Below are 26,687 nucleotides of genomic sequence, written 5' to 3' on the forward strand. Positions count from 1 at the left end.
CGCCGGCGCCTCCGCGCCCGTCCGCCGGACGGGCGCGGAGGCGATCGCGCCCGTCCGTCAGGTCGGTCACGGTGACGACCACCTCCATCAGGACGTCGCGAACTCCTGCAGCCCGGTGACGCGGAGCAGGTCGAGCTTCGCGGCGTCCTCGCTGCCCGGCACCGCCGTGTAGACGACGATCCGCAGGTCGCTGCCCGGGACGCTGAGCACGTCGCAGTCGACCTCGACCGGACCGACGGGCGTGTGCACCACCTTGCGGCTCGTGCGGTGCTCGGCGATGCGACCGCCGTGCCAGCGCCGCTCGAACTCCGGGGACTCACGGCGGAGCCGGGCGACCAGCTCCGCGAGCCGCCGGTCAGCGGGGTAGCGCCCGACGGCGGCGCGGAGGTCGGCGACCAGGTCGCTCGAGAACTCCTCCTGGTGGGTGTCGTCCCACTCGACGCCGTCGTGCCCCTGTGTGAAGTGCCGCCACACCAGGTTGCCGTCGAGCCCGGTCCAGGCGCCCGGGTCACCCGACACCGCCGCCCACAGGTCGTTCCAGAGCACGATGTCGTGCGCCGCCGTGAAGACCGCCAGGGGGACGTCCCCGAGCCGGTCGACCATCCGGTGCACGCCCGGTGGGACGTGCCGCGGGACCTCGGCTCGCGACGGCACCGCGGCGCCCGCGACCCGGAACAGGTGGTCGCGCTCGGCCTCGGTCAGCCGGAGGGCGGTCGCGAGGGCGCCGAGCAGCTGGGGCGACGGGTTCGTGGCACGACCCTGTTCGAGCCGGACGACGTAGTCGACGCTCACCCCGGCGAGTGCCGCGAGCTCCTCACGCCGGAGCCCGGCGGTGCGTCGTCCCGGCCCGGCGGGCAACCCGACCTCCGCAGGGCGCACGCGGTCCCGCCAGGCACGCAACACCTCCGCGAACTCGCTCATGCGTCCATCATCGCCCCGGTCGGCCGGACGGTCCTGGTACTGCCGGTCCCACCGTCGAGGGGTGCCTGGGAGGACGGGCACGGCGCGAGCACCCTGGAGCCATGACCACCACACTCATCACCGGAGCGAACCGCTCCCTCGGGCTCGAGACCGCACGCCGACTCCTCGAGGCCGGCCACACCGTGTACGCCGGGATGCGCGAGACCGCGTCCGGCGATGCCGTCCGCACGCTCGGCGCGCGCCCCGTGCAGCTCGACGTGACCGACCAGGCGAGCGTCGACGCCGCGATCGCGTCGCTGCCGGAGCTCGACGTCCTCGTGAACAACGCCGGTGTCCTGGGCACCTCGTTCGGCGTTGACGACCTGGACGCCGACGCGATGACCGCGGTGCTCGACACGAACGTCGTCGGGGTCGTCCGGGTGACGCAGGCGGCCCTCCCGCTGCTGCGCCGCTCGTCGCACCCGGTGATCGTCAACGTCGCGTCCGGGGTCGGCTTCGCCCGCTGGCTCACCACCCCGGGGCACGACGAGTACCCGGTCGCCGCCGTGCCGTACGCGGCGTCGAAGGCGGCGCTCATCGCGGCGACGGTGCAGTACGCGAAGAACCTGCCGGGGTTCCGGGTGAACGCGAGCGACCCGGGCTACACCGCGACCGACTTCAACGGCAACGGCGGGCACCAGACGGTGACCGAGGGAACGGACGCGACGGTGGCGCTCGCGCTGGTCGGCCCGGACGGGCCGACGGGGGAGTTCCACGACCGGACCGGGCGGATCGCGTACTGACCCGACCGGACGGCGGACGGGAGGCGCGTGGCGGGCTCGCCCCGCGCCTCCCGTCCGTCGCTCTGCCAGGATGACGGGATGCGCGCAGTCCGGTACGACCGCTTCGGGTCCACTCCAGTCATCGTCGAGGTGCCGACACCGGAGGCGGCCGCCGACGGCGTCGTCGTCGCCGTCCGCGCGACCGGTGTCTGCCGGAGTGACTGGCACGCGTGGAAGGGCCACGACGACTCGGTCTCGCTGCCGCACGTACCGGGTCACGAGTTCTCGGGGACCGTGGCGGCCGTCGGATCAGAGGTCACGGGGTTCGCGGTCGGCGACCGGGTGACCGCACCGTTCGTCTTCGCCTGCGGGACGTGCGAGCAGTGCCGAGACGGCGCCACCCAGGTGTGCACCCGGCAGCAGCAGCCCGGCTTCACGCTGCCGGGGTCGTACGCCGAGTCCGTGGTCGTACCGCACGCCGACGTCAACCTCGTCGCCCTGCCGGACGAGGTCGGCTTCGCCGAGGCGGCGGGGCTCGGGTGCCGCTTCGGCACCGCGTACCACGCACTGCACGCCCGGGGCCGAGTCGCGCCAGGGGAGTGGGTCGTCGTCTTCGGCTGCGGCGGAGTCGGTTTGTCGACCGTGCTGGTCGCGGTCGCCGCGGGTGCCCGAGTCGTCGCGGTCGACGTCTCGGCAGCGGCGCTCGAGCGGGCGGCGGCACTCGGCGCGACGACGGTGACGATGGGGGAGGACGCCCCGTCGACCGTGCAGCGACTCACCGGCGGCGGCGCCCACGTCTCCGTCGACGCCTACGGCAGCCGGGCGACCTCGGTGGCCGCGGTGGCCTCGCTCCGTCCGCGCGGCCGGCACGTGCAGGTCGGGCTGCTGCTCGACGACGAGGCGACCCCGGCGATCGCGATGGGCCGGGTCATCGCGGACGAGCTCGAGCTGCTCGGCAGCCACGGGATCGCCGTGGGGGAGTACGCCGCGATGCTCGACGACGTGGTCGCCGGACGGCTCCGTCCGGCGGACTCGATCGGGAGGACGATCGGGTTCGAGGACCTGCCGGAGGCACTCGAGGCGATGGACCGGCCGGCGACCGGGTCGGGCATGGTCGTCGCGGTGTTCTGAGCGCTCGTTGCCGGATGGCTGGCTGTGCAGAACGGCGGACAGCCGAGGTGACATCTGGAATACTGCGACGATGACGTGGGGAAGTGGAGCGGGCATCGAGCTCGACGAGACCGAGCTGATCGACGACTGCCGCCTGGTGGCGCCGCCGGGGGTCGACCGGGCGACTCGACCCGGAGCGGTCCGGTCGTTCGTGGCGCGGATTCCGCCAGGAGGATCGACGGGGTGGCATCGACACGACGCCTGGCAGACCGGCATCGTCGCCCGGGGTCGTCTCCGGCACCGGACCGCAGACGTCGTACGGCACTTCGAGCCGGGTCAGGTGCTCGTCGAGGAACCGTTCGTCGACCACGAGGCGACGAACGTGTCCGACGAGGAACTGGTGCTCGTGTTCGTCGCGGCTCAGGTCGCCGGATGTCCGCTGGTCACACCGCGGCCGGCGCCGTGAGTCGGGGAGCCGGAGTGGCCCGGGAGCGCCGCCGTCGTTCCAGCTGAGTTGACATAATATGCATTATCGGCGCTTCACGACCCATGGGCCATGAGCGATGGGGCCGCTGTCGTCGTGCTGCTGAGGTCGCACGACACGCCGTGCGCAGACGTTCCGGTTGCACGACGTGCCGTTCACGGAGATCGTGAGCGGCACGTCGTGCGACCAGGTGGTCAGGAACGGAGCGTCGAGACCCAGCCGTCGGGAACCGAGCGGCAGGGTCCGATCGCCGGCGTCAGTGCTCGGGCGTCTCGTTGCCGGTCGGCACGTCGTCGGCGTCGATCTCGAGGGCCGCGTCCTCACGGCCGTCCTCCTCGACCTCGGAGCGGTCGGTGTCCGGCTGCTCCGGCGCCTCGGCCTGGGTGGTCTCTTCTGCGGGGTCCGGCTGGCTGTACGTCATGGCGCGGACGCTACTCGGACCGGGCTGGACCGGTCTCGACGACGGAACGACGATCGTCGGGTACCGGACAGACGGACGGGAGGCGCGTGGCGGACCCGCCACGCGCCTCCCGTCCGGTGTCGCTACTGGTTCTGCAGCATCTGCGCCGCGACCACGGCGCCGAAGATCATGAAGATGATCGCGATGACGATGCCGATGATGCTCAGGACGATGCCGGCGAGCACCATGCCGCGGCTCAGGCCGCGGCGGCGCGCGACGAAGCCGAGGATCAGCCCGACGATGCCCGCGATCAGGCCCACGATCGAGAACAGGAAACCGAAGACGACGGCGACGATGCCGAGCACCAGCGAACCGATGGCGAGACCGTTGCCGCCGTTCGTCGCGGGAGCCGCACCGGGCGTGTTCGGTGCCGGCGGGAAACCGTTCGTGGACATGGGAGCTCCTCGTGTCAGGGGCCGCTGGCACGGGTTGCGTGCGGCCGTCTGCGCACACGGTATGCGCTTCCTGCGAAGTGCGTTCGGATCAGCTGGGCACGAGCGCGGCCGACGGCCTCAGGCGTCCCGGTGCCGACGGACGAGCTGCGGGAGCTCCGCCGGCTCGAACGGTTCGTCGGTCGCCTCGAGCTGCTCGGCCGTCCACCAGCGCGACGCGAGGATGTCGACGCGCTCGTCGTCCGTCCACTCGGCGTCGGACAACTCGAACCCCGGCGTCCGCACAACGTAGAACTCGCTGTGGCCGCGGTCGTGGTCGGCAAGGTCCCACTCCACGGAGAAGTCCCACGACCACACCGACTCCCCCGGGTCGTCGACGACGATGCCCGTCTCCTCGCGGAGCTCGCGGACGGCGGCATCGCGGTGCGACTCCCCCGGGTCGACGCCGCCGCCCGGGGTGATCCACCGGTGGGACCCGTCGGACGACGGCGACCGCGTGTCCATGAGGAACACGCGGCCGTCCGGGTCGAGCAGGAGGATGCGGGACGTCAGACGCAGACCGGGCTTCGCTGTCACGCGCCCGAGGCTACCGGCGTCCTGCGGGTGTGGTCAGGCGGTGAAGCCGCTCGTGTCGCCGACGAGCTTGGTGTGGTCGGCGGGGATCGGCTCGACGGCGGCGAGGGCGATCTCCGCGGCGAACTCCGACACGCTGTAGAGCTTGCCGACCTCCTGGCGACGACCCTCGATCGCGCCGGGGTTGAGGCGGTTGAGCAGCGTCGCCGTGATGGTGCCCTCGATCATGTCGCCGGAGACGGTGACGAACTCGATGCCGGCTGCCTCGAGCTGCGGGATGAGCTCGCGCAGGGCGAGTTCGCCGGCGCGCTTGCTCTTCGCCACCGGGACGTACTCGTCCATGGTCTCGGCGGTCTCGACGAAGTGGGCCTGGTGGCTGGTCACGAAGACGACGCGCGACCCGGCCGGCATGTGCGGCACGGCGGTCTGGAGCATGTCGACCTGCGCGTCGCGGTTCAGGCGGAGCGCGTAGTCCTCCCCCAGGTCGGCCTCCATGCCGCCCGACGCGTTCAGCACGAGCAGGTCGATGCCGCCCCAGTCGGCGACGACGCGGTCGACCATCGCCTGGACGGACTCGTGGTCGGTGAGGTCGGCACCCACGGCGATCGCGGAGCCACCGGCGGCGACGACCTTCTCGACGATCTGCTCGGCACGCCGGGCCTTGTTGCGGTAGTTCACGACGACCTTCGCGCCTGCCTCCGCCAGGTAGCCGACGGTGTCGGCGCCGATGCCGCGCGACGACCCGGTGACGAGGGCGCGCTTGTCGGCGAGGGATCCGGGGGCGAGGGGGTTGCTCACAGTCGTGTTCTCCAGGTCGCTGCTGTGGCCGGTTCGGCCGCGCACGAGCCTACCAACCGCCCGTCCCGACCCCGACGAGTCCGAGCGGGTCTCGCACGGACGTGAGCGAGACACGATATGTTGAACGGAGTTGGACCGGCCGTCGCGACGCTGCACGCCGGAGCGCGCGATGCGAGGGAGGGAGATCGCGTGAACATCGACTGGATCCAGACCGTCGTCTGGATCGGACTGACGCTGCTGCTGGGTGTGGTCGAGATCTTCACCCTCGACTTCATCTTCCTGATGCTCGCCGCGGGTGCTGCCGGAGGGCTGATCGCCGCGCTGGTCGGTGCCCCGTGGTGGCTCTCCGCGATCATCGCCGCCGTCGTGGCACTCGTGCTGCTCTCGCTCGTCCGCCCGCGGCTGCTCGTGGCGCTCGGCCGGAACGCCGACCCGCACCGAACCAACATCGAGGGGCTGATCGGCCTGCGCGGCACCGTCGCCGTGGCCTTCACGTCGTCGTCCCCCGGGCAGGTCCGGCTCGCGAACGGCGAGACCTGGAGCGCCCGGCTCGCCGCCGACTCCCCCGACCGCACACCGCCGCTCGGCACCCCCGTGGTCGTCGAGTCGATCGAGGGGTCGACCGCGGTCGTCCGCCTCGGAGAAAGGGCCACCTCGTGACCATCTCAGCCGGGACGATCGCCCTGATCGTCCTCGTCCTCGTCGTCGTGATCTTCGTGATCGTCGTCCTGTCCCGCGCGATCCGGATCGTGCCGCAGGCGACGGCCGGGATCGTCGAACGACTCGGCAAGTACCACAAGACGCTCAGCCCGGGACTCAACATCCTCGTGCCGTTCATCGACCGGCTCCGTCCGCTCATCGACATGCGTGAGCAGGTCGTGTCGTTCCCGCCGCAGCCGGTGATCACCGAGGACAACCTCGTCGTCTCGATCGACACCGTCGTCTACTTCCAGGTGACGGACGCCCGCGCCGCGACCTACGAGATCGCGAACTACCTCGGCGCCGTCGAGCAGCTCACCACGACCACGCTCCGCAACGTCGTCGGTGGCCTGAACCTCGAAGAGGCCCTGACGAGCCGCGACAACATCAACGGCCAGCTGCGCGTCGTGCTCGACGAGGCCACCGGCAAGTGGGGCATCCGCGTCGGCCGTGTCGAGCTCAAGGCGATCGAGCCGCCCGTGTCGATCCAGGACGCCATGGAGCAGCAGCTCCGCGCCGAGCGGAACCGTCGTGCCGCGATCCTGCAGGCCGAGGGCACGAAGCAGTCGCAGATCCTCGAGGCCGAGGGCCAGCGGCAGGCCGCGATCCTCGCCGCCGAGGGTGACGCCAAGGCCCAGGTGCTCCGCGCCGAGGGTGAGGCTCAGGCGATCGCGACCGTGTTCGACGCGATCCACACCGGTGACCCGGACGACAAGCTGCTGTCCTACCAGTACCTGCAGACCCTGCCGAAGATCGCCGAGGGCACCGCGAACAAGCTCTGGATGATCCCGAGCGAGTTCACCGAGGCGCTGTCCGGCATCGCCAAGGGCTTCACCGCCGGTCGCACCGGCAGCGGCCCCGTCGCGGGAGCCGGCGGCGGTGCGGACTTCCTGTCCCGCATCTCGAAGCTCGCGAACGAGAGCCTGGCGAACACCGCGACCGCGGACGGCGCGGCGGCGGCGAACCCCCGGCCCGACGCCACGGCGGCGGACATCGTGCCGGACGCGGCACTCGACGAGCGGCTCGCGGAGTCGGACCGCAGCGTCGACGCGCACCTCGCGGCGGCCGACGAGGCCTCGGAGACCACGCTCGGGGACGACCGCCACCAGCAGTAGGACCGCGGGCCTGCAGGCCCGGACACGACGACGCCCGCCCCGGGGAACCGGGGCGGGCGTCGTCGTGTCGTCGGTGCTGCGGCTCAGGCGCCGCGTCGTGCGCGCAGGAATGCCAGGCGCTCCTCGAGCAGCTCCTCGAGCTCCTCGCGCGAGCGTCGCTCGAGCAGCATGTCCCAGTGCGTCCTGGGCGCCTTGACGTCCTCGGCAGCGACCTCGACGGGGATCCCGTCGTCGCCGAGCAGTCGTCCTTCGCGCCCCGTCCGCGGTTCCGACCACGTCTGCGGTACGTCGGCCTCGGCGGAGAAGACGACGTCGAACGTCTCCCCCGACTCGGTCTGGTAGACCGCGCGCTTCCGGTCGGAGAGCTCGACGCCCTCCTCGCTCTGGAGACTCTGGCTCCCGAGCCGCATCCCGCGGAGACTCCGATCAGCCATGTGTGTGCTCCTCTCGCTCGTCTGCCCTCCTCAACACTGTCCCACGCGGGTTGCATCCCGATGGGGCGCATTCACAGAGCGTTCCCAGTGGGAGGTGGCGGTGTTCAGGCAGCGCGGCGACGAGGACGAGCGCGACGCCGTCCCCACGGTGCGCACGCGAGCAGCACCAGGAGGGCCCCGAGGGAGACCACGAGGGTGACGGACCCGGACGCGACCGTCGCCGGCGTGGTGCCGGTCCCGAGCGGCACGTCGGTGATCATCGAGGTCGCCGTGTACTCCGGGACGCGGTCGATCGTCCGGCCGGTCGGGTCGATCACCTGCGAGGCACCGACCGTGGAGACGTTGACGAGCGACCGACCGGTCTCGACCGCGCGGAGCCGGGCGATCTCGAGCTGCTGCAGGTTCTCGTCGGTGCCGGAGAAGTCGGCGTTGTTCGTCTGCGCGAGGATGACCTGCGCTCCCCCGCGCGCCATGTCCGACGTCAGACCGTCGTCGACGATGTCGAAGCAGACCGCGATGCCGGCCCTGACACCCGCGACGTCGAGGACGTTGGGCTTCGTGCCCGGCGTGTAGTCGCGCTGCAGGAGCCCGATGAGCGACGGCGCGAGCTTCGAGAAGAACCAGCGGTCGGGGACGTACTCGCCGAAGGGCACCGGGCGCTTCTTGTCGTAGGACGACTGCCAGCCGTCGGCGGTCCACACGAACGACGTGTTGTGCAGGACCCCGGACGACGTCTGCGTGATCGCACCGGCGACGAGCGGCGCCCCGACGGTGTCCACGACCGAGTCGAGCGCGTCCGCGACGGCCGGGAAGCGCCGCGGGTCGGCCTCGGCTGCGGCCTCGGGCCAGACGACCAGGTCGACCCCGCGCGCCTCGACGTCGGTGGCGGCGACCTGCGCGGCCAGGACCTCGCCGGGCTGAGCGCGGTCGAAGTACCCGGCCGGGCCGTTGCCCTGCACGGCCTCGACGCGGATGCTGCCGTCGACACGGGTCGGCCACGCGGGCACGGCCAGGACCACGGCGACGAGCAGCCCGGCGGCCGCGACGCGGACCGGCGCGCCGAGGACGGCGCCGGGTGCGCGCGGCACCACGAGCGCGAGCGAGAGGACCACGGCGACGCAGTAGACGACGACGAAGGTCACCCCGAGCACGCCCACGTACGCGGCGAGGTGCGTGAACGGTCCCTGGGACTGGGACAGCCCGACGCGGCCCCAGGCGAAGCCCTCGTACGGCCAGCTGCCGGAGAACCACTCGCGTCCGGTCCACAGACCGGCGACGACGGCCGGGAGGCCCCACACCCGCCAGGCGGTCGACGGCAGGACGCGCGCGACCCACCGGTACGCGAGGGCGATCGCCACACTGCCGAGGGCGAAGTACGCGGCTTCGAACAGCGCGAGCGCCAGCCACGGGACCGGCCCGAGGTACCGCCCCGCCCACGAGATCGCCGGCAGCCAGAACGCGGCACCGGCCACGTACCCGAGCCAGGCGGCCCGTCGGGCGCGCTGCCCCATGGCGGCGAGGAGCATGCAGGCCATCGCCGGGTAGGCGAGGAACCACCAGCCCGGCTCGGGGAACGACAGGGCGAACAGCAGACCGCCGACGACGGCGAGCGGGAACGCCAGCCGCAGCGGCAGCGCGGCGAACTCGTCGCGACGTCCGTCCGGCAGGACGCCGCGCCCGCGCGGTGCCGCCGTGCTCGGGCGGGACCGGCCGCGGACGGCGCGGCCACGCGGGGTGGCGCCGTCGGACTGCGGACGTGTCGCGGTGTCGGGGACCTGCACCGTGCCTCCCGTCAGACCGTCGCGTAGGCGACGATGCCGCGGCGCACCGCGTCCGTCGCCCGCCGGGCGGTCTGGGCGAGTTCGTCGTCGCCGGCGTTCCGGACCTGGTCCAGCAGGTCGATCACCTGCTTCGACCAGCGCACGAAGTCGCCCGCGGGCATGTCGAGGGTCCGGAGCACGTCGTCGAGCGCGGAACCGGACGCCCACCGGAACATGCCGACGGACATGGCCGGGGTCGGCGGCTGGGACCCGGCGAGCCGGGCGTCCCGCTCGATGTCGTCGAGTCGGGCCCAGATCGTCAGGGTCTCGTCGAGCGCCGGACGGAACGCACCGCGGGGCAGGGCGTGCTCGGTGCCGGGGGCATCCTCGCGGCGCGGCTGGTAGACGATCGTCGCGGCCATGGCGGCGAGCTGCGCCGGCGTGAGTTCCCTCCACACGCCCGCCTCGAGGCACTCGGCGACGAGCAGGTCGCGTTCCCCGTAGATGCGCTGCAGGCGGCGACCGCCCGCGGCGACCGTGGCCTCGTCGTCGCCAGACGCCACGAGGTACCCGAGCTGGAGGAGCACGTTCGTGACCCGGTCGAAGGTCGTCGCGACCGCACCCGTCCGGGAGCGGATCTGCTGCACGAGCTTGTCGTTGGCGCGCTTGAGCTTGTACCAGCGCTCGGCCCACCGGGCGTGCGCCTCGCGGTCCGGGCACGCGTGGCAGGGGTGCCGCTGCATCTGCCGACGGACGTCCGTGATCGCCGCCTGGCGTTCCTGGCGGGCACCGTGCGAGGCCTCGCGGCCGCCGGGGACGTTCGTGCGCTCGAGGTCGGACAGGCGCCGTCGCAGGGCCGCGTACTCGGTGAAGTCACCGAGGTGGCACTCCATCGCGCGCTGGTACCCGTCGAGGGACTCCTGCTGCGACCGCACCTTGCGCGCGAGGTCGACGACGGACCGGTCCGCCTGGAACTGCGCGAACGAGGTCTCGAGGACCTCGCGCGTGCGCTGCCGCCCGAACTGCTCGATGAGGTTCACGGCCATGTTGTAGGTCGGCTTGAACGACGAGTTGAGCGGGTACGTGCGGCGGCTCGCCAGCGACGCGACGGCCTGCGGGTCGAGACCGTCCGACCACTGGATGACCGAGTGGCCCTCGACGTCGATGCCACGGCGACCCGCACGGCCGGTGAGCTGCGTGTACTCCCCCGGCGTGATCGGCACGCGGGCCTCGCCGTTGAACTTCTCGAGCTTCTCGAGCACGACCGTCCGGGCCGGCATGTTCACGCCGAGGGCCAGGGTCTCCGTGGCGAACACGACCTTGAGGAGCTTGCGCTGGAAGAGGTCCTCGACGACCTCCTTGAACGCCGGCAGGAGCCCGGCGTGGTGCGCGGCGACACCCCGCTCGAGGCCCTCGAGCCACTCCCAGTACCCGAGCACGGCGAGGTCCTCGTCGAGCAGGGTCCGGCAGTGGTACTCCGCCGTCTCGCGGATCTCGTTGCGCTCGTCGGTGGTCGTCAGCGAGATGCCCGACCGGAGGACCTGGCGGACGCCCTGGTCGCAACCGTTGCGGCTGAACACGAAGAAGATCGCCGGCAGGAGCATGCGCTCGTCGAGGACCTTCGCGATCTGCTCGCGGTACATCTTCTCGGTCCGGGGACCCCGGCGCTCGGGGTACCCGCCGCGACCGCGACGACCCCGGTGCCCACCACCGTGCCGCTCGCTGCGCGAGGCACCGCCGACGAGTCGGAGGAGCTCCGGGTTCACCCGGTTCGTCGCCGCCGCGCCGCTCGAGTCGAACAGGTCGACCATCTTCGAGCCCACGAGCACGTGCTGCTCGAGCGGGACCGGACGGTCCTCGGAGACGATGACGTCGGTGTCGCCGCGGACGGTCTGCAGCCAGTCGCCGAACTCCTCGGCGTTCGAGACCGTCGCGCTCAGCGAGACGAGCCGGACCTCGGTCGGCAGGTGCAGGATGACCTCTTCCCACACGGCGCCGCGGAACCGGTCGGCCAGGTAGTGGACCTCGTCGAGCACGACCCACGCGAGGTCGTCGAGCAGGTCGGAGTCCGCGTAGATCATGTTGCGGAGCACCTCGGTCGTCATCACGACCACGCGGGCACGGGGGTTGACGTTCGTGTCCCCGGTGAGGAGCCCGACCTCGGACTCGCCGTAGTCGGCAACGAGCTCGTTGTACTTCTGGTTGCTCAGCGCCTTCATCGGCGTCGTGTAGAACACCTTCGCGGTGGGCTGGCGCATCGCGAGCCAGATCGCGAACTCCGCGACGATGGTCTTGCCCGCGCCCGTCGGGGCGGCCACCAGGACGCTCCGCCCCTGGTCGAGAGCGTCGCAGCCCGCCACCTGGAACGGGTCGAGGTCGAAACGCAGGTCGGCACGGAACAGCTCGAGGTTGCGCGAGCGGTTCCGGACCTTCGCCGCCTGGTAGCGCTCGGCGGCACTGGGTCCGGGGGTCATCAGCGTGCGTACTCCTCGTCCAGCTTCGCCTGGCGCTTCGCCGCCCGGCGGTCGTGCAACCAGGTCACCAGGCAGGCGGCGGCGTAGAGCACCAGCATCGGCACCGCCAGCAGGAACATCGAGACGACGTCGGCCGACGGGGTGACGATGGCGCAGAACACCAGGATGCAGAGGATCGCCACGCGCCAGGACTTGATGATCGAGCTCGCCGACAGCACCCCGACGAAGTTCAGCAGCACCAGGAACACCGGCAGCACGAAGGCGATGCCGACGGCCACGATGAGCTTGATGACGAAGTCGTAGTAGGCCTTGGCGTCCACGATCGAGGTGTCCTGCGTCGACACGAAGCTGCCGAGGATGCCGACGACGTGCGGCAGGATGTACCACCCGAACCAGCAGCCCGCGAAGAACAGCGGGATCGCGGTGCCGAGGAACCCGAACACGTACTGCTTCTCGCGGCGCACCAGCGCCGGGACGATGAACGCCCACACCTGGTACAGCCAGACCGGGCTCGAGATGACCACGCCGATCGTGATCGCGATCTGCAGGCGCAGGTCGAACGCGCCCGTGATCATCGGGAAGTTCAGCTCGGCGGTGTGCCCGCCCACCTCGGCCAGCGAGGTCACCGGCTGCCGCAGCGCATCGAGCACGAACGGGGTGAGGAACCAGCCGCCGACGGCACACGCCGCGACCGCGAGGACCGCCTTGAACAGACGGTTGCGCAGCTCGATCAGGTGCTGCCCGAGCGACATGCGACCCTCGGTGTCCTTCTTCGGACGGCCCGGTCGCCCCGCTCGCCCGCTCGCGGTCGTCGAAGCCATGGCCCGATCCTACGGGACCGGGACCGACAGTCGGGCCGTCGGCGGCGGACCCACAGGAGGGATGCCGGACGGGAGGCGCGGGTCAGGGCCGCCACGAGCCTCCCGTCCGGCGGGTGCTGCCGTGCACCCGAGCGGGCCGGGTCGCGCCCCGGAGCGGGCGTCGCGGGCTGGCCGGCGGCCAGGGCCGCCTCGGCTCGGGTGTGGCGGGCTACTCGACGGCCAGGGCCGCCTCGGCGAACGCGCGCACGGCGGCACGCGCCGCCGGCGGGTCGAGCACGACGGCGCGACCGGGCAAGCCGGCCACCAGCCGGACCACCCCGTCGAAGCCGTTCGACGCCGCGAGGCGGATCCGGACGCGGCCGTCGGCGTCCTCGGCGTCGGCGGTGTCGGCCAGGTAGTCGGCGACGAGCGGCAGCGCCGAGCAGTCGAGCTCGACCGTGACGATCACGTCGCCGCCGGACTGCTGGAAGAGCGTGTCCGGGACCACGACGTCATCGATCGTCTTCTCGGCCGGGCGGTCGTCGACGCGCGCGTTCGTCATCCGGTCGAGCCGGAAGGTCCGCAACGCCTGGCGGTCGAGGTCCCACGCCCGCAGGTACCAGTCGGCGTCGATCGACTCGACACGCAGCGGGTCCACACGACGCGTGCCGCCGCGGGTCCGCGGTCCGGCGTACTCGAAGGCGAGCCCGCGACCGTCGGCGACCGCACGGCGGATGGTCGAGAGGGCCGCGTCGTGCAGGTCCTGGCCGACCGCGACGTTCGACGCCGCTCCCCCGGCGCCGCGGGAGAGCTTCGCCATGAGCGCCCGGATGGCGTCGCGGTCCGCGGCCTCGGGCAGGGCGGACAGGTACTGCAGTCCGGCGATGAGCGCCGAGGCCTCGCGTGCGGAGAGCCGGGGCGAGTCGTCGATGGCGACGAGGTTCGTCAGCACGATCATGTCATTCTGCTCGAAGTCGTCCCAGGCGATGTCGAACAGGTCACCGTGCTGGTACTGCATCGTCTCGCCGGGCACCCCGGAGACCGCGATGAGCTCGACGGCCCGGCGGATGCGCTGCTCGGGGACGCCGAAGTGCCGGGCGGCCTCGGCCACCGAGACGCGCTCGTGGTCGATGAGGTACGGCACGAGGACGAGCAGGAACGCGAGCTTGTCCTGGGCCTGCAGGGGTTGCTGATCAGCCACGGGCACCTCCGGCATCGGCGTGGTCGGCCTGGGCGTCGTCGGCGTGGTCGGCCTGGGCGTCGTCAGCGTGGTCGGCGACGAGGGCGCGCAGTCGGGCGACGACCCGCTCGCGGAGCGCGGCGGGGTCGAGCACCCGGACCTCTGGACCGAAGGCCGCGAGGTCCTCGGCGAGGATCTGCGGGTCGACGTGGTGCACCACGAGCACACCGTCGTCGTCGACCTCGGTGCCGCGACGACGACGGAGCCGACGCTCGGCGTCGGAGCCCGGCACGACCGCGATCCGCGCGGTGCGCTCGGCCCACACCCGGTCGAGCTCGGCGAGGGCCGTCTCGGCGGCACCGGCGGGCGCGGGGTGCTGCCCGACCTCGTGCACGCTGACCGGCCCGACGATCCGGGAGAGCAGGTAGTTCTTCGTGCCGCCGGTCGAGAACTCGTGCGCCGCGAGCATCCAGCGGCCGCCGTGCTGCACGAGTGCGAGGGGCGCGAGGTCACGGCGGCGCGGCGCGTGCTCCCCCGGCGTGATGTAGTCGAACCGGACCGCGGCGCCTCGGTCGAGGGCGGAGCGCAGCGGCTCGAACGCGGCGTCACGGGCGCGGAGCCGCGGCGCGTAGGCGCCCATGCCGGCGACGCCCTGTGCGGTGGTCGCTCCGTCGTCGTCCGACCCTGCGGAGCGCACCTTGAGCAGCGCGCGACGGGAGTCGGTGGACAGTGCCCCCTCGCGCCACGCCATCGCCGCGAGCGACAGCAGCGCGGACTCGTCCGGCGTGAAGCGCACGTCGAGCGGCAGGTCGTACTCGCCCTTCGGGATCCGGTAGCGGAGCGTCTGGTTGTTGCCGGCGGCGCCCGGCGTCTCGATGGTCTCGAGCGGGATGCCGAGGTCGCGGACGTCGTCCTTGTCGCGCTCGAACTGGCGCTCGAGCGAGGCGTTGTCCCCACCGGGCGTGAACCGCTGGCGGTAGCCCTGCACGTTCGCCAGGATCTCCGCCTTGGTCAGCCCGGCCTCGGTCGAGAGCAGCGCGAGCACGAGGCTGAAGAGCCGCTCCTCGGCGGGGACGCGGGGGGCTCGGGTGGCTGGCACGAGCCCGATCCTACGGCAGCGCGGGTGCCCCGGAGTGCACCCGCGCGCGGTCGGTGGAGGAGTGGTCGGGGCTCAGGCGGGCATCTTCCCGAGCACGTCGATGACGTACGCGGTCGTGCCGGACTGCTGGTGCACGATCGCCAGGACCTGGTCGCCGACGCGGTGGCCGAGGATCGCGTTCCGCACGCCGTCGATGACCTGCCCCTCGGCCAGCGGGACCGCCTGCGCACCCGAGCCGTCGGTCCAGTTCGACGCGACGACCGACGAGTCGCCGTTGCTGCCGGCCCACGAGACCGCCGTGTACTTGATGACCGCGCTGTCCTTCGCGGTGAGCTTCGCGCCCGACCCCTTGCGGAGCAGGTGGATCGCGTCGTCCTTCGGCGCGCTCCACGACGGGATGGTGATGCCGGGCGCCCCCGACGGAGCCAGGACGACCGCGGGCATGCCGTCGCCGGCGAGCTGCGGCGTCCCGGTGGCGCGGGCGTCGAAGGCCTGCTTGACGTCCACGACCGCAACGACGGCGTCTTCCGCCTTGCCCGACGAGCCGGACATGCCGGTGGCGCTGCCGCTCAGCTCGCTCTTCGGCAGTGCCACGGCGAGCCGGTCGCCGACGTGGGCACACTCGAGCGCGGTACCGAGGGGACCGTAGTTGGTGGCGCCGGCGGTGATCGGCGCGGTCTGTCCTGAGTACCCGCTGGTCTGCGCGACCTGCCCGGTGGTGCCGTCGACCAGCGTGTACTCGACGAGGACCGGCGTGCCCTCCTCGATCTGCCGGCCGTCACCGGAGCGCAGGACCGACACCTGGGTGCCCTTCGTGGTCAACCCGGAGGGCACCGACACCTTCGGCTCCTTGCCGAACGCGCCCGTCGCCGTCACCGCTGCCGAGGCGGCACCGGGCTCAGGGCACGCGGACGGTGCCGTGCCGGCCCCGCTGGCGGCGCACCCCGTCAGGGAGGCGGCGAGGCCGATGGTGACCAGGAGTGCGGGGATGGTGCGCACGGACCCTCTTTCCGTTCGGTGCTGGACGGGCATGCGTAGCCTAGCGGGCGTCGTCGGCGGCATCGTGCGGGGCAGCCGGAGCGGGCGGGGCACCGTCGTGCGACCCGGCGTCGGCGTCCGTCCCGGCCTCGGCGGCGGCGACCTTGCGAGCCTGGGCCGCGGCCTGGCGGGCCACCTTGCGGAGCTTCTTGTCGCTGGCGGACCGCTCGCCGACGGCGCCGGGCGTCCAGGCCTCGACGTCCTCGTCGGAGAACTCGACCTTGCCTGCGCGACGCTTCAGGTTCGGGAGCACGACCCCGTCCGCGAGGCGCCGCGCGGTCACGAGGAACCCGGTGTGTCCGACCATGCGGTGGTCGGGGCGCACGGCGAGTCCCTCGACGTGCCAGGTGCGGACGAGCGTCTCGCTCGACTGCGGGTCGGTGAAGCGCCCGGTGTCGCGCAGCGCCTCGGCCGTGCGGGACAGCTGGGTGACGGTCGCGACGTAGCAGACGATGAGCCCGCCGGGCACGAGGGCGTCCGCCGCTGCGTCGACGCACTCCCAGGGGGCCAGCATGTCGAGGACGACCCGGTCGACGCTCTGGGGCTCGGTGGCGCCGGGGAGCTCCTCGACGAGGTCGCCGACGGTCACCGACCAGTTGTCCGGCACCGCGCCGAGGAACGTGCCGACGTTGCCGCGGGCGATCGCCGCGAACTCCTCACGGCGCTCGAACGACTGCAGGCGACCGGTCGGACCGATCGCGCGGAGCAGGAAGAGCGAGAGCGCGCCGGAGCCGACGCCGGCCTCGACCACCCGGGCGCCCGGGAAGACGTCCGCGAACGCGACGATCTGCGCGGCGTCCTTCGGGTAGACGATGGCCGCGCCGCGGGGCATCGACATGACGTAGTCGTTGAGCAGCGGACGCAGCGCCAGGTACTCGTCGCCGGTGCTCGCCCGGATCACCGAGCCGTCGGGCTGCCCGATCACGTCGTCGTGCCGGAGCACGCCGCGGTGGGTGTGGTACTCGCCGGCGGTCTCGAGCGAGAGCGTCGTGAGCTTGCCCTTCGGACCGGTGAGCTGCACGCGGTCGCCGGCGCGGAACGGTCCGCGGGGCGGGGTGTGCGGCGCGCCGCCGGCGGTGTGCGGCAGGGCGACGACGTCGTCCGGCGAGTGCTGCGGGTCGTGCTGGGTCTGCTGGGTGTGCTCGGTCATCGGGTCGCCGTCTCGGTACGGGCCGCGAGGGCCGGGCTGGTCAGTTCGACGAGGCGGTCGACGTCCACGTCCGCCAGCGTCGTGAGGTGCACGTCGCCCCCGCCGATCTCGGACAACGGCACGATGTGCTCGACCGCGACGGTCACCGCGCCGGACGCCACGGCCGAGGCGACCCCGGTGGCGGAGTCCTCGATCGCGACGCACGCGGTGGGGTCGACGCCGAGCTGCGCCGCGGCGGCGAGGTAGGCGTCCGGGTACGGCTTCGGACGGTCGACGTCGTCGCCGGCGACGACCACGCGGAAGCCGCGGGCACCGATGGCGTCCGCGGTGACGAGCGCCATCGTGCGTCGGGACATCGTCACCAGCGCGGTCGGGATGCCGCGGTCGTGCAGCTCCTCGACGAGCTCACGGGCACCCGGCCGCCAGGGCAGCTCACCGCCCTGCAGACGCTGCGTCACGTAGTCGGTCATCCAGAGGACGATCTCCTCGACCTCCATGTCGACGCCCCGGTCGCGGAGGATCTCGCCCGACCGCTCGAGGCCGCTGCCGACCAGGGACAGGCCGTCCTCGTGGGTCCACTCGGCGCCGTACCGGTCGGTCAGCTCGACCTGGGACTGCTGCCAGATCGGCTCGGTGTCGATGATCGTGCCGTCCATGTCCCACAGCACGGCTGCGGGGAGGACGCGTTCGGGGTGCTGGGCGGTCACGGGCGACGAGTCTACCGGGGCGCCGACCGGCTCCACGGTTCCGCTCGGGGCGGACGGAGCGGTGCCGACGGCCGGCTCCGGCCTATCCTGGGTGACCGACCGTGTCCGGCCGCGCGCGAGCACCGCGTGCGCCCCGCTCCACCACCAGGAGGCCCCTCCGTGCCACAGCACTCCCCCTTCAGCGACGGCCGTCTGCTCGTCGTCGCGTTCGAGGGCTGGAACGACGCCGGCGAGGCTGCGAGCGGCCTCGCGCGCCGCATCGTCGACGCGCTGGAGCTCGACGAGCTGCGCGAGATCGACGGTGAGCGGTACGTCGACTACCAGTTCAACCGGCCGGAGGTCGGCACCGCCGAGGACGGCTCGCGCGGCATCCGCTGGCCCCGCATCGTGCTGCACGGCCCCGGTGCCGAGGGTCGCCCGGTGGTCGGCGCCGCGGGCTCCGAGACCGAGCGCGACGTGTTCGTCCTGGTCGGCCCGGAGCCCTCGCGGACGTGGCGCGGCTTCTGCGCCGAGGTCATCGACCTCGCCGACGTGTACTCGATCGACGCGGTCGTGTTCGTCGGGGCGATGCTCGCCGACGTCCCGCACACCCGCCCAATCTCGGTGTTCGTGTCGAGCGAGAACGCCGGTGTCCGAGCCGCGTTCGACGTCGACCGCTCGTCGTACGAGGGCCCGACGGGCATCCTCGGGGTGCTGTCCGACGCGATGGACACCGCCGGGCTCACCACCCTGTCGCTGTGGGCCTCGGTCCCCCACTACGTGCACAACTCGCCGTCGCCGAAGGCCACCCTGTCGCTGCTCGATAAGATCGAGGAGCTCGCCGACGTCACGGTCCCGCGCGGCAGCCTGCTCGACGAGGCCACCGAGTGGGAGGAGGGCATCGACGCCCTCGCCGCCGACGACGAGGACATGGCGAGCTACATCGGCCAGCTCGAGCAGGCCCGCGACACGGTCGACTCCCCCGAGGCGTCCGGCGACGCGATCGCGCAGGAGTTCGAGCAGTACCTGCGCCGTCGCGAGCGCAAGGACGGCAAGGACGGCGGGACCGCCGGCGGTGAGGGCCCGTGGCGGCCCCCGCAGCCGCCGCAGCAGTAGTCGCGACCCCGGGACGGACGGGAGGCGCGGTGCCGGCTGGCACCGCGCCTCCCGTCCGTCGGTGCGGCGGTCGGTACCCGCCCGTTCGCCCTGGTCGCACGACGTGCCGCTCACCTTCGGAGTGAGCGGCAGGTCGTGCGACCGGAACGGAACCGGCGGCAGGTCGTGCGACCGGAGCGGTCGGCTGACGCCGGGCGGGTGGCCGCGCGCCGAGTGCGCCTCAGGCCAGGCGGATGCCGAGCAGGGCGTCGACGAGGTCGACGAGCTCCGGCGTCGCGCGCGTGCCCGCCGCGATCGCGGTGTCGACGGCAGCGACCGCACCCGGGGTGTCGAGGTCGTCGGCGACGCGGGCCCGGATGCGCGCGATCGCCTCGGCGGCGTCGTCCTCGTGACCGGGCGCGTCGCCGGACGCCCACGCGTCCCAGGTCGCCAGTCGGGTCGTCGCGCTCGTCAGCTCGCCGTCGAACCACTCCCAGTCGTCCGAGTACTTGTGCGACAGCAGCGCGAGCCGGATCGCCCGCGGGTCGGCGCCGTCGTCGAGCAGTCCCCGCACGGTGACGAGGTTGCCGAGCGACTTCGAGATCTTCGACCCCTGGTAGGCGATCATGCCCGTGTGCACGAAGGCGTTGGCGAGCGGCTGGTGCGCGAGCGCCGCGGCGTGCCCGGCGCTCATCTCGTGGTGCGGGAAGACCAGGTCGCTCCCGCCGCCCTGCACGCTGATCGGCAGGCCGAGGCGGTCACCCGCGATGACGCTGCACTCGATGTGCCAACCCGGGCGCCCGGGGCCGACGGCGGTGTCCCAGCTCGGTTCGCCCTCGCGCGCGGCGCGCCACAGCAGCGGGTCGAGCGGGTCGCGCTTGCCGGGGCGGTCGGGATCGCCGCCACGCTCAGCCGACAGCGCGAGCATCGTCTCGCGGTCGAGGCGGCTCTCGTCGCCGAGCGCCCACGCCTCGGTGGGTCGGTTCACGTCGAAGTAGACGTCGTCGCCCTCGGAGTCGTCGGTCGGCACGTCGTAGGCGTACCCGGTCTCCTGCAGGTACGCGACGGCCTCGGCGATGCGCTCGACCTCGTCCGTGACCGCCACGAAGTCGTCCGGCGGCAGGACGCGGAGCGCCTCCATGTCGCGGCGGAACAGGTCGATCTGCGACGCGGCGAGCTCGCGCCAGTCGACCCCGTCACGCGTCGCGCGTTCGAGCAGCGGGTCGTCGACGTCGGTGGTGTTCTGCGCGTACTCCACCTCGAGCCCCGCGTCGCGCCAGGCGCGGCCGAGCGTGTCGAACGCCAGGTAGGTCGCCGCGTGGCCGAGGTGCGTGGCGTCGTAGGGCGTGATGCCGCAGACGTAGAGCGTCGCACCCTCCGCGCCCTGCGTCGGGTCGACCGGCTTGCCCGCCGCGGTGTCGTGCACCACGGGGCGGGGCGCGTCCCCGGGGACGGACGGGACGGACGGGACCTGCCAGGCCCTCACGGCTGGATCACTCCGAGCGACAGCAACACGATGAGCACGATACCGAGTGCGATCCGGTAGACCACGAAGGGCATGAAGCTGCGCTTGGCGATGTAGTTCATGAATCCGGCGATCACCACGAAGCCGACGACGAAGGCGACGACCGTCGCGACGAGCGTGTCGACCAGGCCGAAGGGCGCGCCGTGGTCACCGAGGCTGGTCGCGGCCTCGTAGAGACCGGACAGGAACACCGCGGGCACGGCGAGCAGGAACGCGAAGCGCGCGGCGGCAGGGCGGGTGTAGCCGAGCGCGAGGCCCATCGACACGGTGGCACCGGACCGCGAGACGCCCGGCACGAGCGCGAGCATCTGCGCGACGCCGATGAGCAGGCCGCTCCGGAAGGTCATCTGCTCGATCGGTCGGACCTTCCGCCCGACGACGTCGAGCACGCCGAGCACCACACCGAACACGATGAGCACGATCGCGACGATCCACAGCGACCGGAAGGTGGTCTCGATCGAGTCCTTGAGCAGGAGCCCCGCGACTCCGATCGGGATCGTCCCGAGGATCACCAGCCACCCGAGCCGCACGTCCGGGTCACCCTTCGGCACGTCGCGCCGGAGGACCGACCGGAACCACCGTCCGACGATCCGGGTGATGTCCTTCCAGAAGTAGATGAGCACGGCCGTCTCGGTGCCGAGCTGCGTCACCGCGGTGAACGCTGCACCCGGGTCCTTCGCGTCGGGCAGGAAGAGTCCGACGATGCGCAGGTGCGCACTGGAGGACACGGGCAGGAACTCGGTGAGTCCCTGCACGAAGCCGAGGAAGATCGCCTCGAGGATGTGCATCGAACGGGGCCTTTCGTGCCGGTCGTCACGGGTCGCCGCCGTGGGGCGACCCGGCAAGCTATCAGTACGTGGCGAGCAGGTCGCCGAGGACGCGCCGCCCGAAGGCCAGGGCGTCGAGGGGCACGCGCTCGTCGACCCCGTGGAACATCGCCGGGAAGTCGACGTCCTCCGGCAGGCGGAGCGGGACGAACCCGTAGCCCGCGATCCCGAGCCGCGACATCGCCTTGTTGTCCGTGCCACCGGACAGCAGGTACGGCAGCACGGGGGCGCCCGGGTCGTGCCGCTCGAGCGTCGCCCGGACGGCGTCGACGAGCGGGCCGCCGAAGTCCTGCTCGAGCCCCACGTCGCGGTGCGTCATGACGACCTCGACGTCGTCACCCGCGAGTTCCCGGACCCGCTCGAGCACGGCCTCCTCGTCACCGGGCAGGCACCGGAGGTCGACGAGGGCCTCGGCCGTGTCCGGGATCACGTTGTGCTTGTACCCGGCACGGAGGACCGTCGGGTTCGTCGTCGTGTGCAGCGCCGCGTGGATGAACCGCGAGGCGGACCCCGTCGCGAGGGCGACCTCGTCCGGCCCGCTCGCGATCGGGTCCACGCCGAGCAGCCGTGCGATCTCGCGGACCATCGCCTCCGTCGTGCTCGAGAGTCGGACCGGCCACTCCTCGGCGCCGATGCGCGCGACCGCGGCGGCCACCTTCGTCACCGCGTTGTCCCGCATCACGTGCGACCCGTGCGCCGCCGTCCCGCGGGCGACGAGCTTGATCCACATCAGGGCCTTCTCGCCCGTCTGCAGCAGGTACGCCCGCTGCCCGCCCAGGGTCACCGAGTAGCCGCCGACCTCGCTGATCGCCTCGGTCGCCCCGGCGAAGACCTCCGGGTGCGTGTCGACGACGTGGTGCGCGCCGAGCACCCCGCCGGCCTCCTCGTCCGCGAAGAACGCGATCACGAGGTCCCGCTCCGGAGCGCCCTGCCGGTCGACCACGTCGCGCAGGGCGGTCAGCATCATCGCGTCCATGTTCTTCATGTCCACGGCGCCGCGGCCCCAGAGCATGCCGTCGCGGACCTCGCCACCGAACGGGTCGACGGTCCAGTTCTCCGGGTCGGCCGGCACGACGTCGAGGTGCCCGTGCACGACCAACGCCGGCTTGTCCGCGTTCCGTCCCGCCACCCGCGCGACCACGCTCACCCGGCCCGGCTCCGACTCGAAGAGCTGCGGCTCGAGACCCAGGTCGCGCAGCTGCGCTTCGACGTAGTGCGCGGCCTCGGTCTCCCCGACCGACTTCCCCTCGCCCCAGTTCGTCGTGTCGATGCGGATGAGGTCCCGCGCGATGGCTGCGGTGGCCTCGAGGTCCGGCTCGGTCGGCAGGGCGTCGCTCATGCCGTCAACGCTACCGGCAGCCCGCGCCACGGCCGGGCTCGCACCCCCCCCTGCTCCCCCGTCGTGCCGCGGGACTCGCCCGGGATGCACGCCCGTGTTCATCGCGCGTTCAGAGCCGTGCTAGTGTCTTCTCTCGGCAGGAACGCCGGGGAAACAGCCCGGAACGACAGCCGAACAAGTGAATGATCACCCTGTCCGGGTGGCGGAATTGGTAGACGCGCTAGCTTGAGGTGCTAGTGCCCGTATTAGGGCGTGGGGGTTCAAGTCCCCCCTCGGACACAAGAAATGGGATGCCCCTGACCTGTCGGTCAGGGGCATTTCTCGTTCGTGCTTCCCGGCGAGCATTGCCATCGCTGCGCTCAGGGCGACGCCGCCTCCGTGCGGCCACTTCGCTGCGCTCGTGGCCGGTGCGTGCGCATGCTGCGACATCGCCGTTGTCGAACGACAGCCGTCTTGTCGCATTCCATGCACCCCACTCGGTGCGTGCGCATCGTGCGACATTGCCGCTGTCGAACGACAGCGGTCGTGTCGCAGGAGCGGTGCGATCTAGCCGCGACGCGAACGCACGACGCGTCGCCGGACGGGAGGCACGGGGCGGGGTCGCACCGTGCCTCCCGTCCGGAGCGTGGTCGGGACGGGCCGGGGCCGACGCGGCTCGCCCTCGACCGCCCGCGGACGCCTCAGCGCCGCCGCAGGCGACGCACGAGCAGCACCACGCCGCCGAGGGCGGCGAGCCACCCCCAGTTCGCGACGACCGGGTCGAGCAGCTGGTGCCGCCAGTCCCGTCGCGACGAAGTCAGGCGTGACGCGACCGGCCGGTTGCCGAGCTCGGCGCGCCACCCGGTCTCGTGCACGACCCGGTCCGGGCGGCCACGCAACGCGTCCGTCACCCGGTGCGTCGCCACGTCGATCCGGTCGCCCAGCACGAGGAGCAACCAATGCGCCAGCCGCCCCTCGCTGAAGCGTCGGTAGGCGTACCGCTTCACGACCCCGGCGAGCCCGGACAGCGGCTGCGCCGTCCCGAACACCGGGGTGACGTGGGCGTGCTCGATCGAGCGTTCACGGCCCTGGGCGCCGGGCTGCTGCTCCGGGACGTCCCAGTAAGCGCCCGAGTCGAGCCCGACCTCGCGGGACAGCTTCGGTACCGAGGGCCGGTCGGCGAGGTCGAGGTCGCTCGCCCACCCGGGGATGCGCTCGCGGAGCTCGGCCGACGCCGGCACCCGGCGGGGCGGATCGGCGACGTAGGGCGTGTGGTCGGTCACGGGTGTCTCCTTCACGGCACGATCACCGTCTTGATGCAGTCGTCGAGCTTCGACGAGAACAGGTGGTAGGCCTCGTCGATGTGCTCGAGCGGGACCCGGTGCGTGATGATGTCGCTCGGGCGGAAGTGCCCGGCCTGGATGTGCTCGAGCAGCCGCGGCCACTGACGCTTCACCGGCGCCTGGTTCGTGTGGATCGTCAGGCCCTTGTTCATGGCGTCGCCGAACTTCACCGCGCTCGGGATCGGCCCGTACGCGCCGACGGCCGAGATCGTCCCGCCCTTTCGGACACCGTCGATCGCCCAGTTGAGCGCGGTCGGCGACCCGCCCTGCCGCTTCAGCTTCGACGTCGTGACCTGCTGCGTGACGTTGCCGTCTGCCTCGGCACCGACGGCGTCGATCACGCTGTCCGCGCCCAGGAAGTCGGTCTGCTGCTTCATCTCGAGCACGACGTCGTCGACCTCGGCGAAGTTGATCGTCTCGGCGTGTGCGAAGGTGCGCGCCTTCTCGAGCCGGTACTCCAGCTGGTCGACGACGATGACCCGTCCGGCGCCCATGAACCACGCCGACCGGGCCGCGAACAGCCCGACGGGACCGGCACCGAGCACGACGACGGTGTCGCCCTCGCGGATCGAGGCGAGCTGCGCCCCGAAGTAGCCGGTGCTCAGCGCGTCGGTCATCAGGAGGGCGTCCTCGGGGTTCAGCCACTCCGGGATCACCGAGGGTCCGACGTCGGCGAACGGCACCCGGACGCGTTCCGCTTGCCCGCCGTCGTACCCGCCCGTGGTGTGCGAGTACCCGTAGATCCCGCCGACGGCCGTGGCGTTCGGGTTGACGTTGTGGCAGTTCGAGAACAGTCCCCTCGCGCAGAACCAGCACGATCCGCAGTACACGTTGAAGGGCACCATCACGCGGTCCCCCACCGCCAGGCTCGCGACGGAGGAGCCGACCTCCTCGACGACGCCGATGAACTCGTGGCCGAAGGTGTGCCCGACCCGGGTGTCCGGCATCATCCCGTGGTACAGGTGCAGGTCGGAACCGCAGATGGCGGCCCGTTCGACCCGGACGACGGCGTCGTTCGGGTGCTCGATCCGGGGGTCCGGCTTCTCCTCGACGCGGACCCGGTACGGTCCGCGGTAGGTCATGGCACGCATGGGCGCTCCTCTCGCTCGTGACCCCCACGGTCACCGCGGTGCCGTGCGTGCCGACCCAGGACCGCGTGATCTGTGCAGAACGCGCGCAGCGAGCGATGGCCGCACGGCAGAACGGACGGGAGGCGCGGTGCCGTCCGGCACCGCGCCTCCCGTCCGTCGTGTGGTGACGTCAGCTCTTGGAGGCCTCGACGAAGTTGCGTCGCGGGTCGGTCTCCTTGATCAGCGAGGTCGCATCGCGACCGGACACCGCACCGGTGATCCAGCCGATGACGATCCGGACCTTCCGGTTCAGGGTCGGCATCGCGTACACGTGGTACGCGCGGTGGGCCATCCACGCGAGCAGGTTCGTCATCTTGACGCCCTTGATGTTCGCCGCGCCCTTGCCGACACCGTACGAGGCGACGGTGCCGATCGACGGGTGGCGGTACTCCTCGAGCGGCTTGCCGGTGATCGTGGCGACCACGTTGTCGGCGGCGACGACGGCCTGACGGACGGCGTTCTGCGCGTTCGGCGGGTAGTAGGCCGGCTGCTTCTCGGCGGTCAGGTCGGGGACCTGCGCGACGTCGCCGAGACCCCAGACGCCCGGGACGACCTCGTGGGTGTCCTCGGCCTCGACCTGGAGCTTCGCGTTCGCGGCGAGGTGGCCCTTCGGACCGCGCGGCAGGTCGGACGCGTCGAGGAGCGGGTTCGGCTTGACGCCGGCCGTCCAGACGAGCAGACCGGCGGCGAACTCGTCGCCGTCGGAGAGCTTGATGACTCCGCCCTCGGCGCTCGGCATGGTGGTCTTCAGGCGGACGTCGATGCCACGGGCGCGGAGCGACTCGAGGGTCCACTTCGACAGCTCCGGACCGACCTCGGGAGCGACGCGGTCGAGCGCGTCGATGAGCACCCAGCGGGGCTGCTCGCCGGCGAGCGACGGGTAGGTCTTGATGGCGGCCTGCGAGACGTCGAAGAGCTCACCGATCGCCTCGACACCGGTGTAGCCACCGCCGACGAAGATGCTCGTGAGCAGACGGCGGCGCTCGTCCTCGTCGCGGGTGGCAGCGGCCTTCGCGATGTTGTCGAGCAGCTTGGCGCGGACGTAGGCAGCTTCCTCGACGGTCTTGAAGCCGACGCCGTACTCCTCGAGCCCGGGGGTCGGGAACGTGCGGGTCACCGAGCCGAGCGCGACGACGAGCTGGTCGTAGCCGAGCGTGCGGTCGTCACCGCCGGCCGTGGCGATCGAGACCGTCTTGTCCTTCGAGGAGATGCCGGTGACCTTGCCCTGGATGACGCGGGTCTTCTTGAGCGCACGACGGAGCTCGAAGGTCACGTCCTTCGGGGCGATGTGGCCGCCCGCGACCTCCGGCAGGAACGGCAGGTACGTGTAGTACGTGTTCTGGTCCACCAGCGTGATCCGCATCGGCACGGTCGCGGCGTGCTTCTGGAGCTGCTTGACCGTGGTGTAGCCGGCGGAACCGCCGCCGAGGACGAGGACGTGAGGGATGGAGTCTGCCATGCACCCGGTCTACCGGAAGTTGCGCCCGCACGTCACCAAGCCGCGCCGCCCGGTCC

At 72.1% G+C, this 26,687-nt stretch carries 26 protein-coding genes and 1 tRNA gene; 7 read left to right on the top strand and 20 right to left on the bottom strand.

Features of this window, described 5'->3' with window-relative positions; translation table 11 throughout:
- Positions 1 to 87 precede the first annotated feature (87 nt).
- A complete protein-coding gene (locus tag C1N91_RS08320; RefSeq protein WP_137767358.1) occupies positions 88 to 921 on the bottom strand; it encodes a helix-turn-helix transcriptional regulator in 834 nt (277 codons plus the stop codon).
- A 101-nt stretch (positions 922 to 1,022) separates the two neighbouring features.
- Here C1N91_RS08320 and C1N91_RS08325 point away from each other — a divergent pair, with 101 nt between their 5' ends.
- From C1N91_RS08325 to C1N91_RS08335, 3 genes are all read left to right on the top strand, one after another.
- Positions 1,023 to 1,703 (top strand): SDR family NAD(P)-dependent oxidoreductase, encoded by a 681-nt coding sequence (locus tag C1N91_RS08325; protein WP_137767359.1) that lies wholly within the window; start codon positions 1,023 to 1,025, stop codon positions 1,701 to 1,703.
- Between the two features lie 78 nt (positions 1,704 to 1,781).
- Positions 1,782 to 2,813 (top strand): alcohol dehydrogenase catalytic domain-containing protein, encoded by a 1,032-nt coding sequence (locus tag C1N91_RS08330; RefSeq protein ID WP_137767360.1) that lies wholly within the window; start codon positions 1,782 to 1,784, stop codon positions 2,811 to 2,813.
- Between the two features lie 70 nt (positions 2,814 to 2,883).
- On the top strand, positions 2,884 to 3,258 hold the full coding sequence (locus tag C1N91_RS08335) for a cupin domain-containing protein (protein ID WP_137767361.1): 375 nt from the start codon (positions 2,884 to 2,886) through the stop codon (positions 3,256 to 3,258).
- A gap of 274 nt (positions 3,259 to 3,532) precedes the next feature.
- Here the strand turns inward: C1N91_RS08335 and C1N91_RS16705 are convergent, their stop codons facing one another.
- The 4 genes from C1N91_RS16705 to C1N91_RS08350 all read right to left on the bottom strand — a co-directional run bounded on the left by C1N91_RS16705 (position 3,533) and on the right by C1N91_RS08350 (position 5,499).
- Positions 3,533 to 3,697, bottom strand: coding sequence for a hypothetical protein (locus C1N91_RS16705; RefSeq protein ID WP_175415964.1), 165 nt, complete (start codon positions 3,695 to 3,697; stop codon positions 3,533 to 3,535).
- A 122-nt stretch (positions 3,698 to 3,819) separates the two neighbouring features.
- On the bottom strand, positions 3,820 to 4,131 hold the full coding sequence (locus C1N91_RS08340) for a DUF4190 domain-containing protein (RefSeq protein WP_137767362.1): 312 nt from the start codon (positions 4,129 to 4,131) through the stop codon (positions 3,820 to 3,822).
- A 117-nt stretch (positions 4,132 to 4,248) separates the two neighbouring features.
- Positions 4,249 to 4,704, bottom strand: a complete 456-nt coding sequence (locus C1N91_RS08345) for an NUDIX hydrolase (protein WP_058727841.1) — start codon at positions 4,702 to 4,704, stop codon at positions 4,249 to 4,251.
- Positions 4,705 to 4,737: 33 nt separating this feature from the next.
- The gene (locus C1N91_RS08350) at positions 4,738 to 5,499 is read right to left on the bottom strand and encodes an SDR family oxidoreductase (RefSeq protein ID WP_137767363.1); all 762 of its coding nucleotides are present in this window, start codon (positions 5,497 to 5,499) and stop codon (positions 4,738 to 4,740) included.
- Between the two features lie 189 nt (positions 5,500 to 5,688).
- Here C1N91_RS08350 and C1N91_RS08355 point away from each other — a divergent pair, with 189 nt between their 5' ends.
- Both C1N91_RS08355 and C1N91_RS08360 read left to right on the top strand, forming a co-directional pair.
- Positions 5,689 to 6,159: an NfeD family protein gene (locus C1N91_RS08355; RefSeq protein ID WP_058750228.1), complete on the top strand. Its 471-nt coding sequence runs from the start codon at positions 5,689 to 5,691 to the stop codon at positions 6,157 to 6,159.
- Positions 6,156 to 7,313, top strand: a complete 1,158-nt coding sequence (locus C1N91_RS08360) for an SPFH domain-containing protein (RefSeq protein ID WP_058727839.1) — start codon at positions 6,156 to 6,158, stop codon at positions 7,311 to 7,313. Before C1N91_RS08355 ends, C1N91_RS08360 begins: the two co-directional genes overlap by 4 nt.
- Before the next feature lie 83 nt (positions 7,314 to 7,396).
- On the opposite strand, the gene C1N91_RS08365 is transcribed toward C1N91_RS08360, so the two are convergent.
- The 9 genes from C1N91_RS08365 to C1N91_RS08405 form a co-directional block, all read right to left on the bottom strand.
- Positions 7,397 to 7,747, bottom strand: a complete 351-nt coding sequence (locus C1N91_RS08365; protein WP_058727838.1) for an RNA polymerase-binding protein RbpA — start codon at positions 7,745 to 7,747, stop codon at positions 7,397 to 7,399.
- A 104-nt stretch (positions 7,748 to 7,851) separates the two neighbouring features.
- On the bottom strand, positions 7,852 to 9,528 hold the full coding sequence (gene lnt / locus C1N91_RS08370) for an apolipoprotein N-acyltransferase (protein WP_254678192.1): 1,677 nt from the start codon (positions 9,526 to 9,528) through the stop codon (positions 7,852 to 7,854).
- Between the two features lie 11 nt (positions 9,529 to 9,539).
- Entirely contained in the window at positions 9,540 to 11,981 is a 2,442-nt protein-coding gene (locus C1N91_RS08375; RefSeq protein ID WP_137767364.1) for a DEAD/DEAH box helicase, read from the bottom strand.
- Entirely contained in the window at positions 11,981 to 12,733 is a 753-nt protein-coding gene (gene tatC, locus C1N91_RS08380) for a twin-arginine translocase subunit TatC (RefSeq protein ID WP_137768736.1), read from the bottom strand. Before tatC ends, C1N91_RS08375 begins: the two co-directional genes overlap by 1 nt.
- A 277-nt stretch (positions 12,734 to 13,010) precedes the next feature.
- Positions 13,011 to 13,982, bottom strand: a complete 972-nt coding sequence (locus C1N91_RS08385) for a helix-turn-helix transcriptional regulator (protein ID WP_137767365.1) — start codon at positions 13,980 to 13,982, stop codon at positions 13,011 to 13,013.
- Positions 13,975 to 15,060, bottom strand: coding sequence for a helix-turn-helix transcriptional regulator (locus tag C1N91_RS08390; RefSeq protein ID WP_137767366.1), 1,086 nt, complete (start codon positions 15,058 to 15,060; stop codon positions 13,975 to 13,977). The genes C1N91_RS08385 and C1N91_RS08390 overlap by 8 nt, the downstream gene beginning before the upstream one ends.
- A gap of 72 nt (positions 15,061 to 15,132) precedes the next feature.
- Positions 15,133 to 16,059, bottom strand: coding sequence for an FKBP-type peptidyl-prolyl cis-trans isomerase (locus C1N91_RS08395; protein ID WP_137767367.1), 927 nt, complete (start codon positions 16,057 to 16,059; stop codon positions 15,133 to 15,135).
- A gap of 40 nt (positions 16,060 to 16,099) precedes the next feature.
- Positions 16,100 to 17,248 (bottom strand): tRNA (adenine-N1)-methyltransferase, encoded by a 1,149-nt coding sequence (locus tag C1N91_RS08400; protein ID WP_254678193.1) that lies wholly within the window; start codon positions 17,246 to 17,248, stop codon positions 16,100 to 16,102.
- On the bottom strand, positions 17,245 to 17,955 hold the full coding sequence (locus C1N91_RS08405; protein ID WP_254678194.1) for an HAD family hydrolase: 711 nt from the start codon (positions 17,953 to 17,955) through the stop codon (positions 17,245 to 17,247). The genes C1N91_RS08400 and C1N91_RS08405 overlap by 4 nt, the downstream gene beginning before the upstream one ends.
- Before the next feature lie 159 nt (positions 17,956 to 18,114).
- Here C1N91_RS08405 and C1N91_RS08410 point away from each other — a divergent pair, with 159 nt between their 5' ends.
- Positions 18,115 to 19,050: a proteasome assembly chaperone family protein gene (locus C1N91_RS08410; protein WP_058727834.1), complete on the top strand. Its 936-nt coding sequence runs from the start codon at positions 18,115 to 18,117 to the stop codon at positions 19,048 to 19,050.
- Positions 19,051 to 19,270: 220 nt separating this feature from the next.
- On the opposite strand, the gene mshC is transcribed toward C1N91_RS08410, so the two are convergent.
- The 3 genes from mshC to C1N91_RS08425 form a co-directional block, all read right to left on the bottom strand.
- Entirely contained in the window at positions 19,271 to 20,515 is a 1,245-nt protein-coding gene (gene mshC, locus C1N91_RS08415) for a cysteine--1-D-myo-inosityl 2-amino-2-deoxy-alpha-D-glucopyranoside ligase (RefSeq protein WP_137767368.1), read from the bottom strand.
- Positions 20,512 to 21,342 carry an undecaprenyl-diphosphate phosphatase gene (locus C1N91_RS08420; RefSeq protein ID WP_137767369.1) on the bottom strand — a complete coding sequence of 277 codons (831 nt, stop codon included), beginning with the start codon at positions 21,340 to 21,342 and terminating at the stop codon, positions 20,512 to 20,514. Before C1N91_RS08420 ends, mshC begins: the two co-directional genes overlap by 4 nt.
- 61 nt (positions 21,343 to 21,403) lie before the next feature.
- Positions 21,404 to 22,720, bottom strand: coding sequence for a M20/M25/M40 family metallo-hydrolase (locus tag C1N91_RS08425; RefSeq protein ID WP_137767370.1), 1,317 nt, complete (start codon positions 22,718 to 22,720; stop codon positions 21,404 to 21,406).
- Positions 22,721 to 22,913: 193 nt separating this feature from the next.
- Between C1N91_RS08425 and C1N91_RS08430 the strand changes: the two genes are divergently transcribed.
- Positions 22,914 to 22,999, top strand: a tRNA-Leu gene (locus tag C1N91_RS08430).
- Positions 23,000 to 23,400: 401 nt separating this feature from the next.
- Here the strand turns inward: C1N91_RS08430 and C1N91_RS08435 are convergent.
- The 3 genes from C1N91_RS08435 to C1N91_RS08445 form a co-directional block, all read right to left on the bottom strand.
- Complete coding sequence (locus tag C1N91_RS08435) at positions 23,401 to 23,982, bottom strand: hypothetical protein (RefSeq protein WP_254678195.1); 582 nt, start codon at positions 23,980 to 23,982, stop codon at positions 23,401 to 23,403.
- An 11-nt stretch (positions 23,983 to 23,993) separates the two neighbouring features.
- Positions 23,994 to 25,133, bottom strand: a complete 1,140-nt coding sequence (locus C1N91_RS08440) for a zinc-dependent alcohol dehydrogenase (RefSeq protein ID WP_137767371.1) — start codon at positions 25,131 to 25,133, stop codon at positions 23,994 to 23,996.
- Between the two features lie 169 nt (positions 25,134 to 25,302).
- Positions 25,303 to 26,631, bottom strand: coding sequence for an NAD(P)/FAD-dependent oxidoreductase (locus C1N91_RS08445; RefSeq protein WP_137767372.1), 1,329 nt, complete (start codon positions 26,629 to 26,631; stop codon positions 25,303 to 25,305).
- Positions 26,632 to 26,687 lie beyond the last annotated feature (56 nt).

The sequence above is a fragment of the Curtobacterium sp. SGAir0471 genome, from assembly GCF_005490985.1.
GTDB lineage: Bacteria > Actinomycetota > Actinomycetes > Actinomycetales > Microbacteriaceae > Curtobacterium.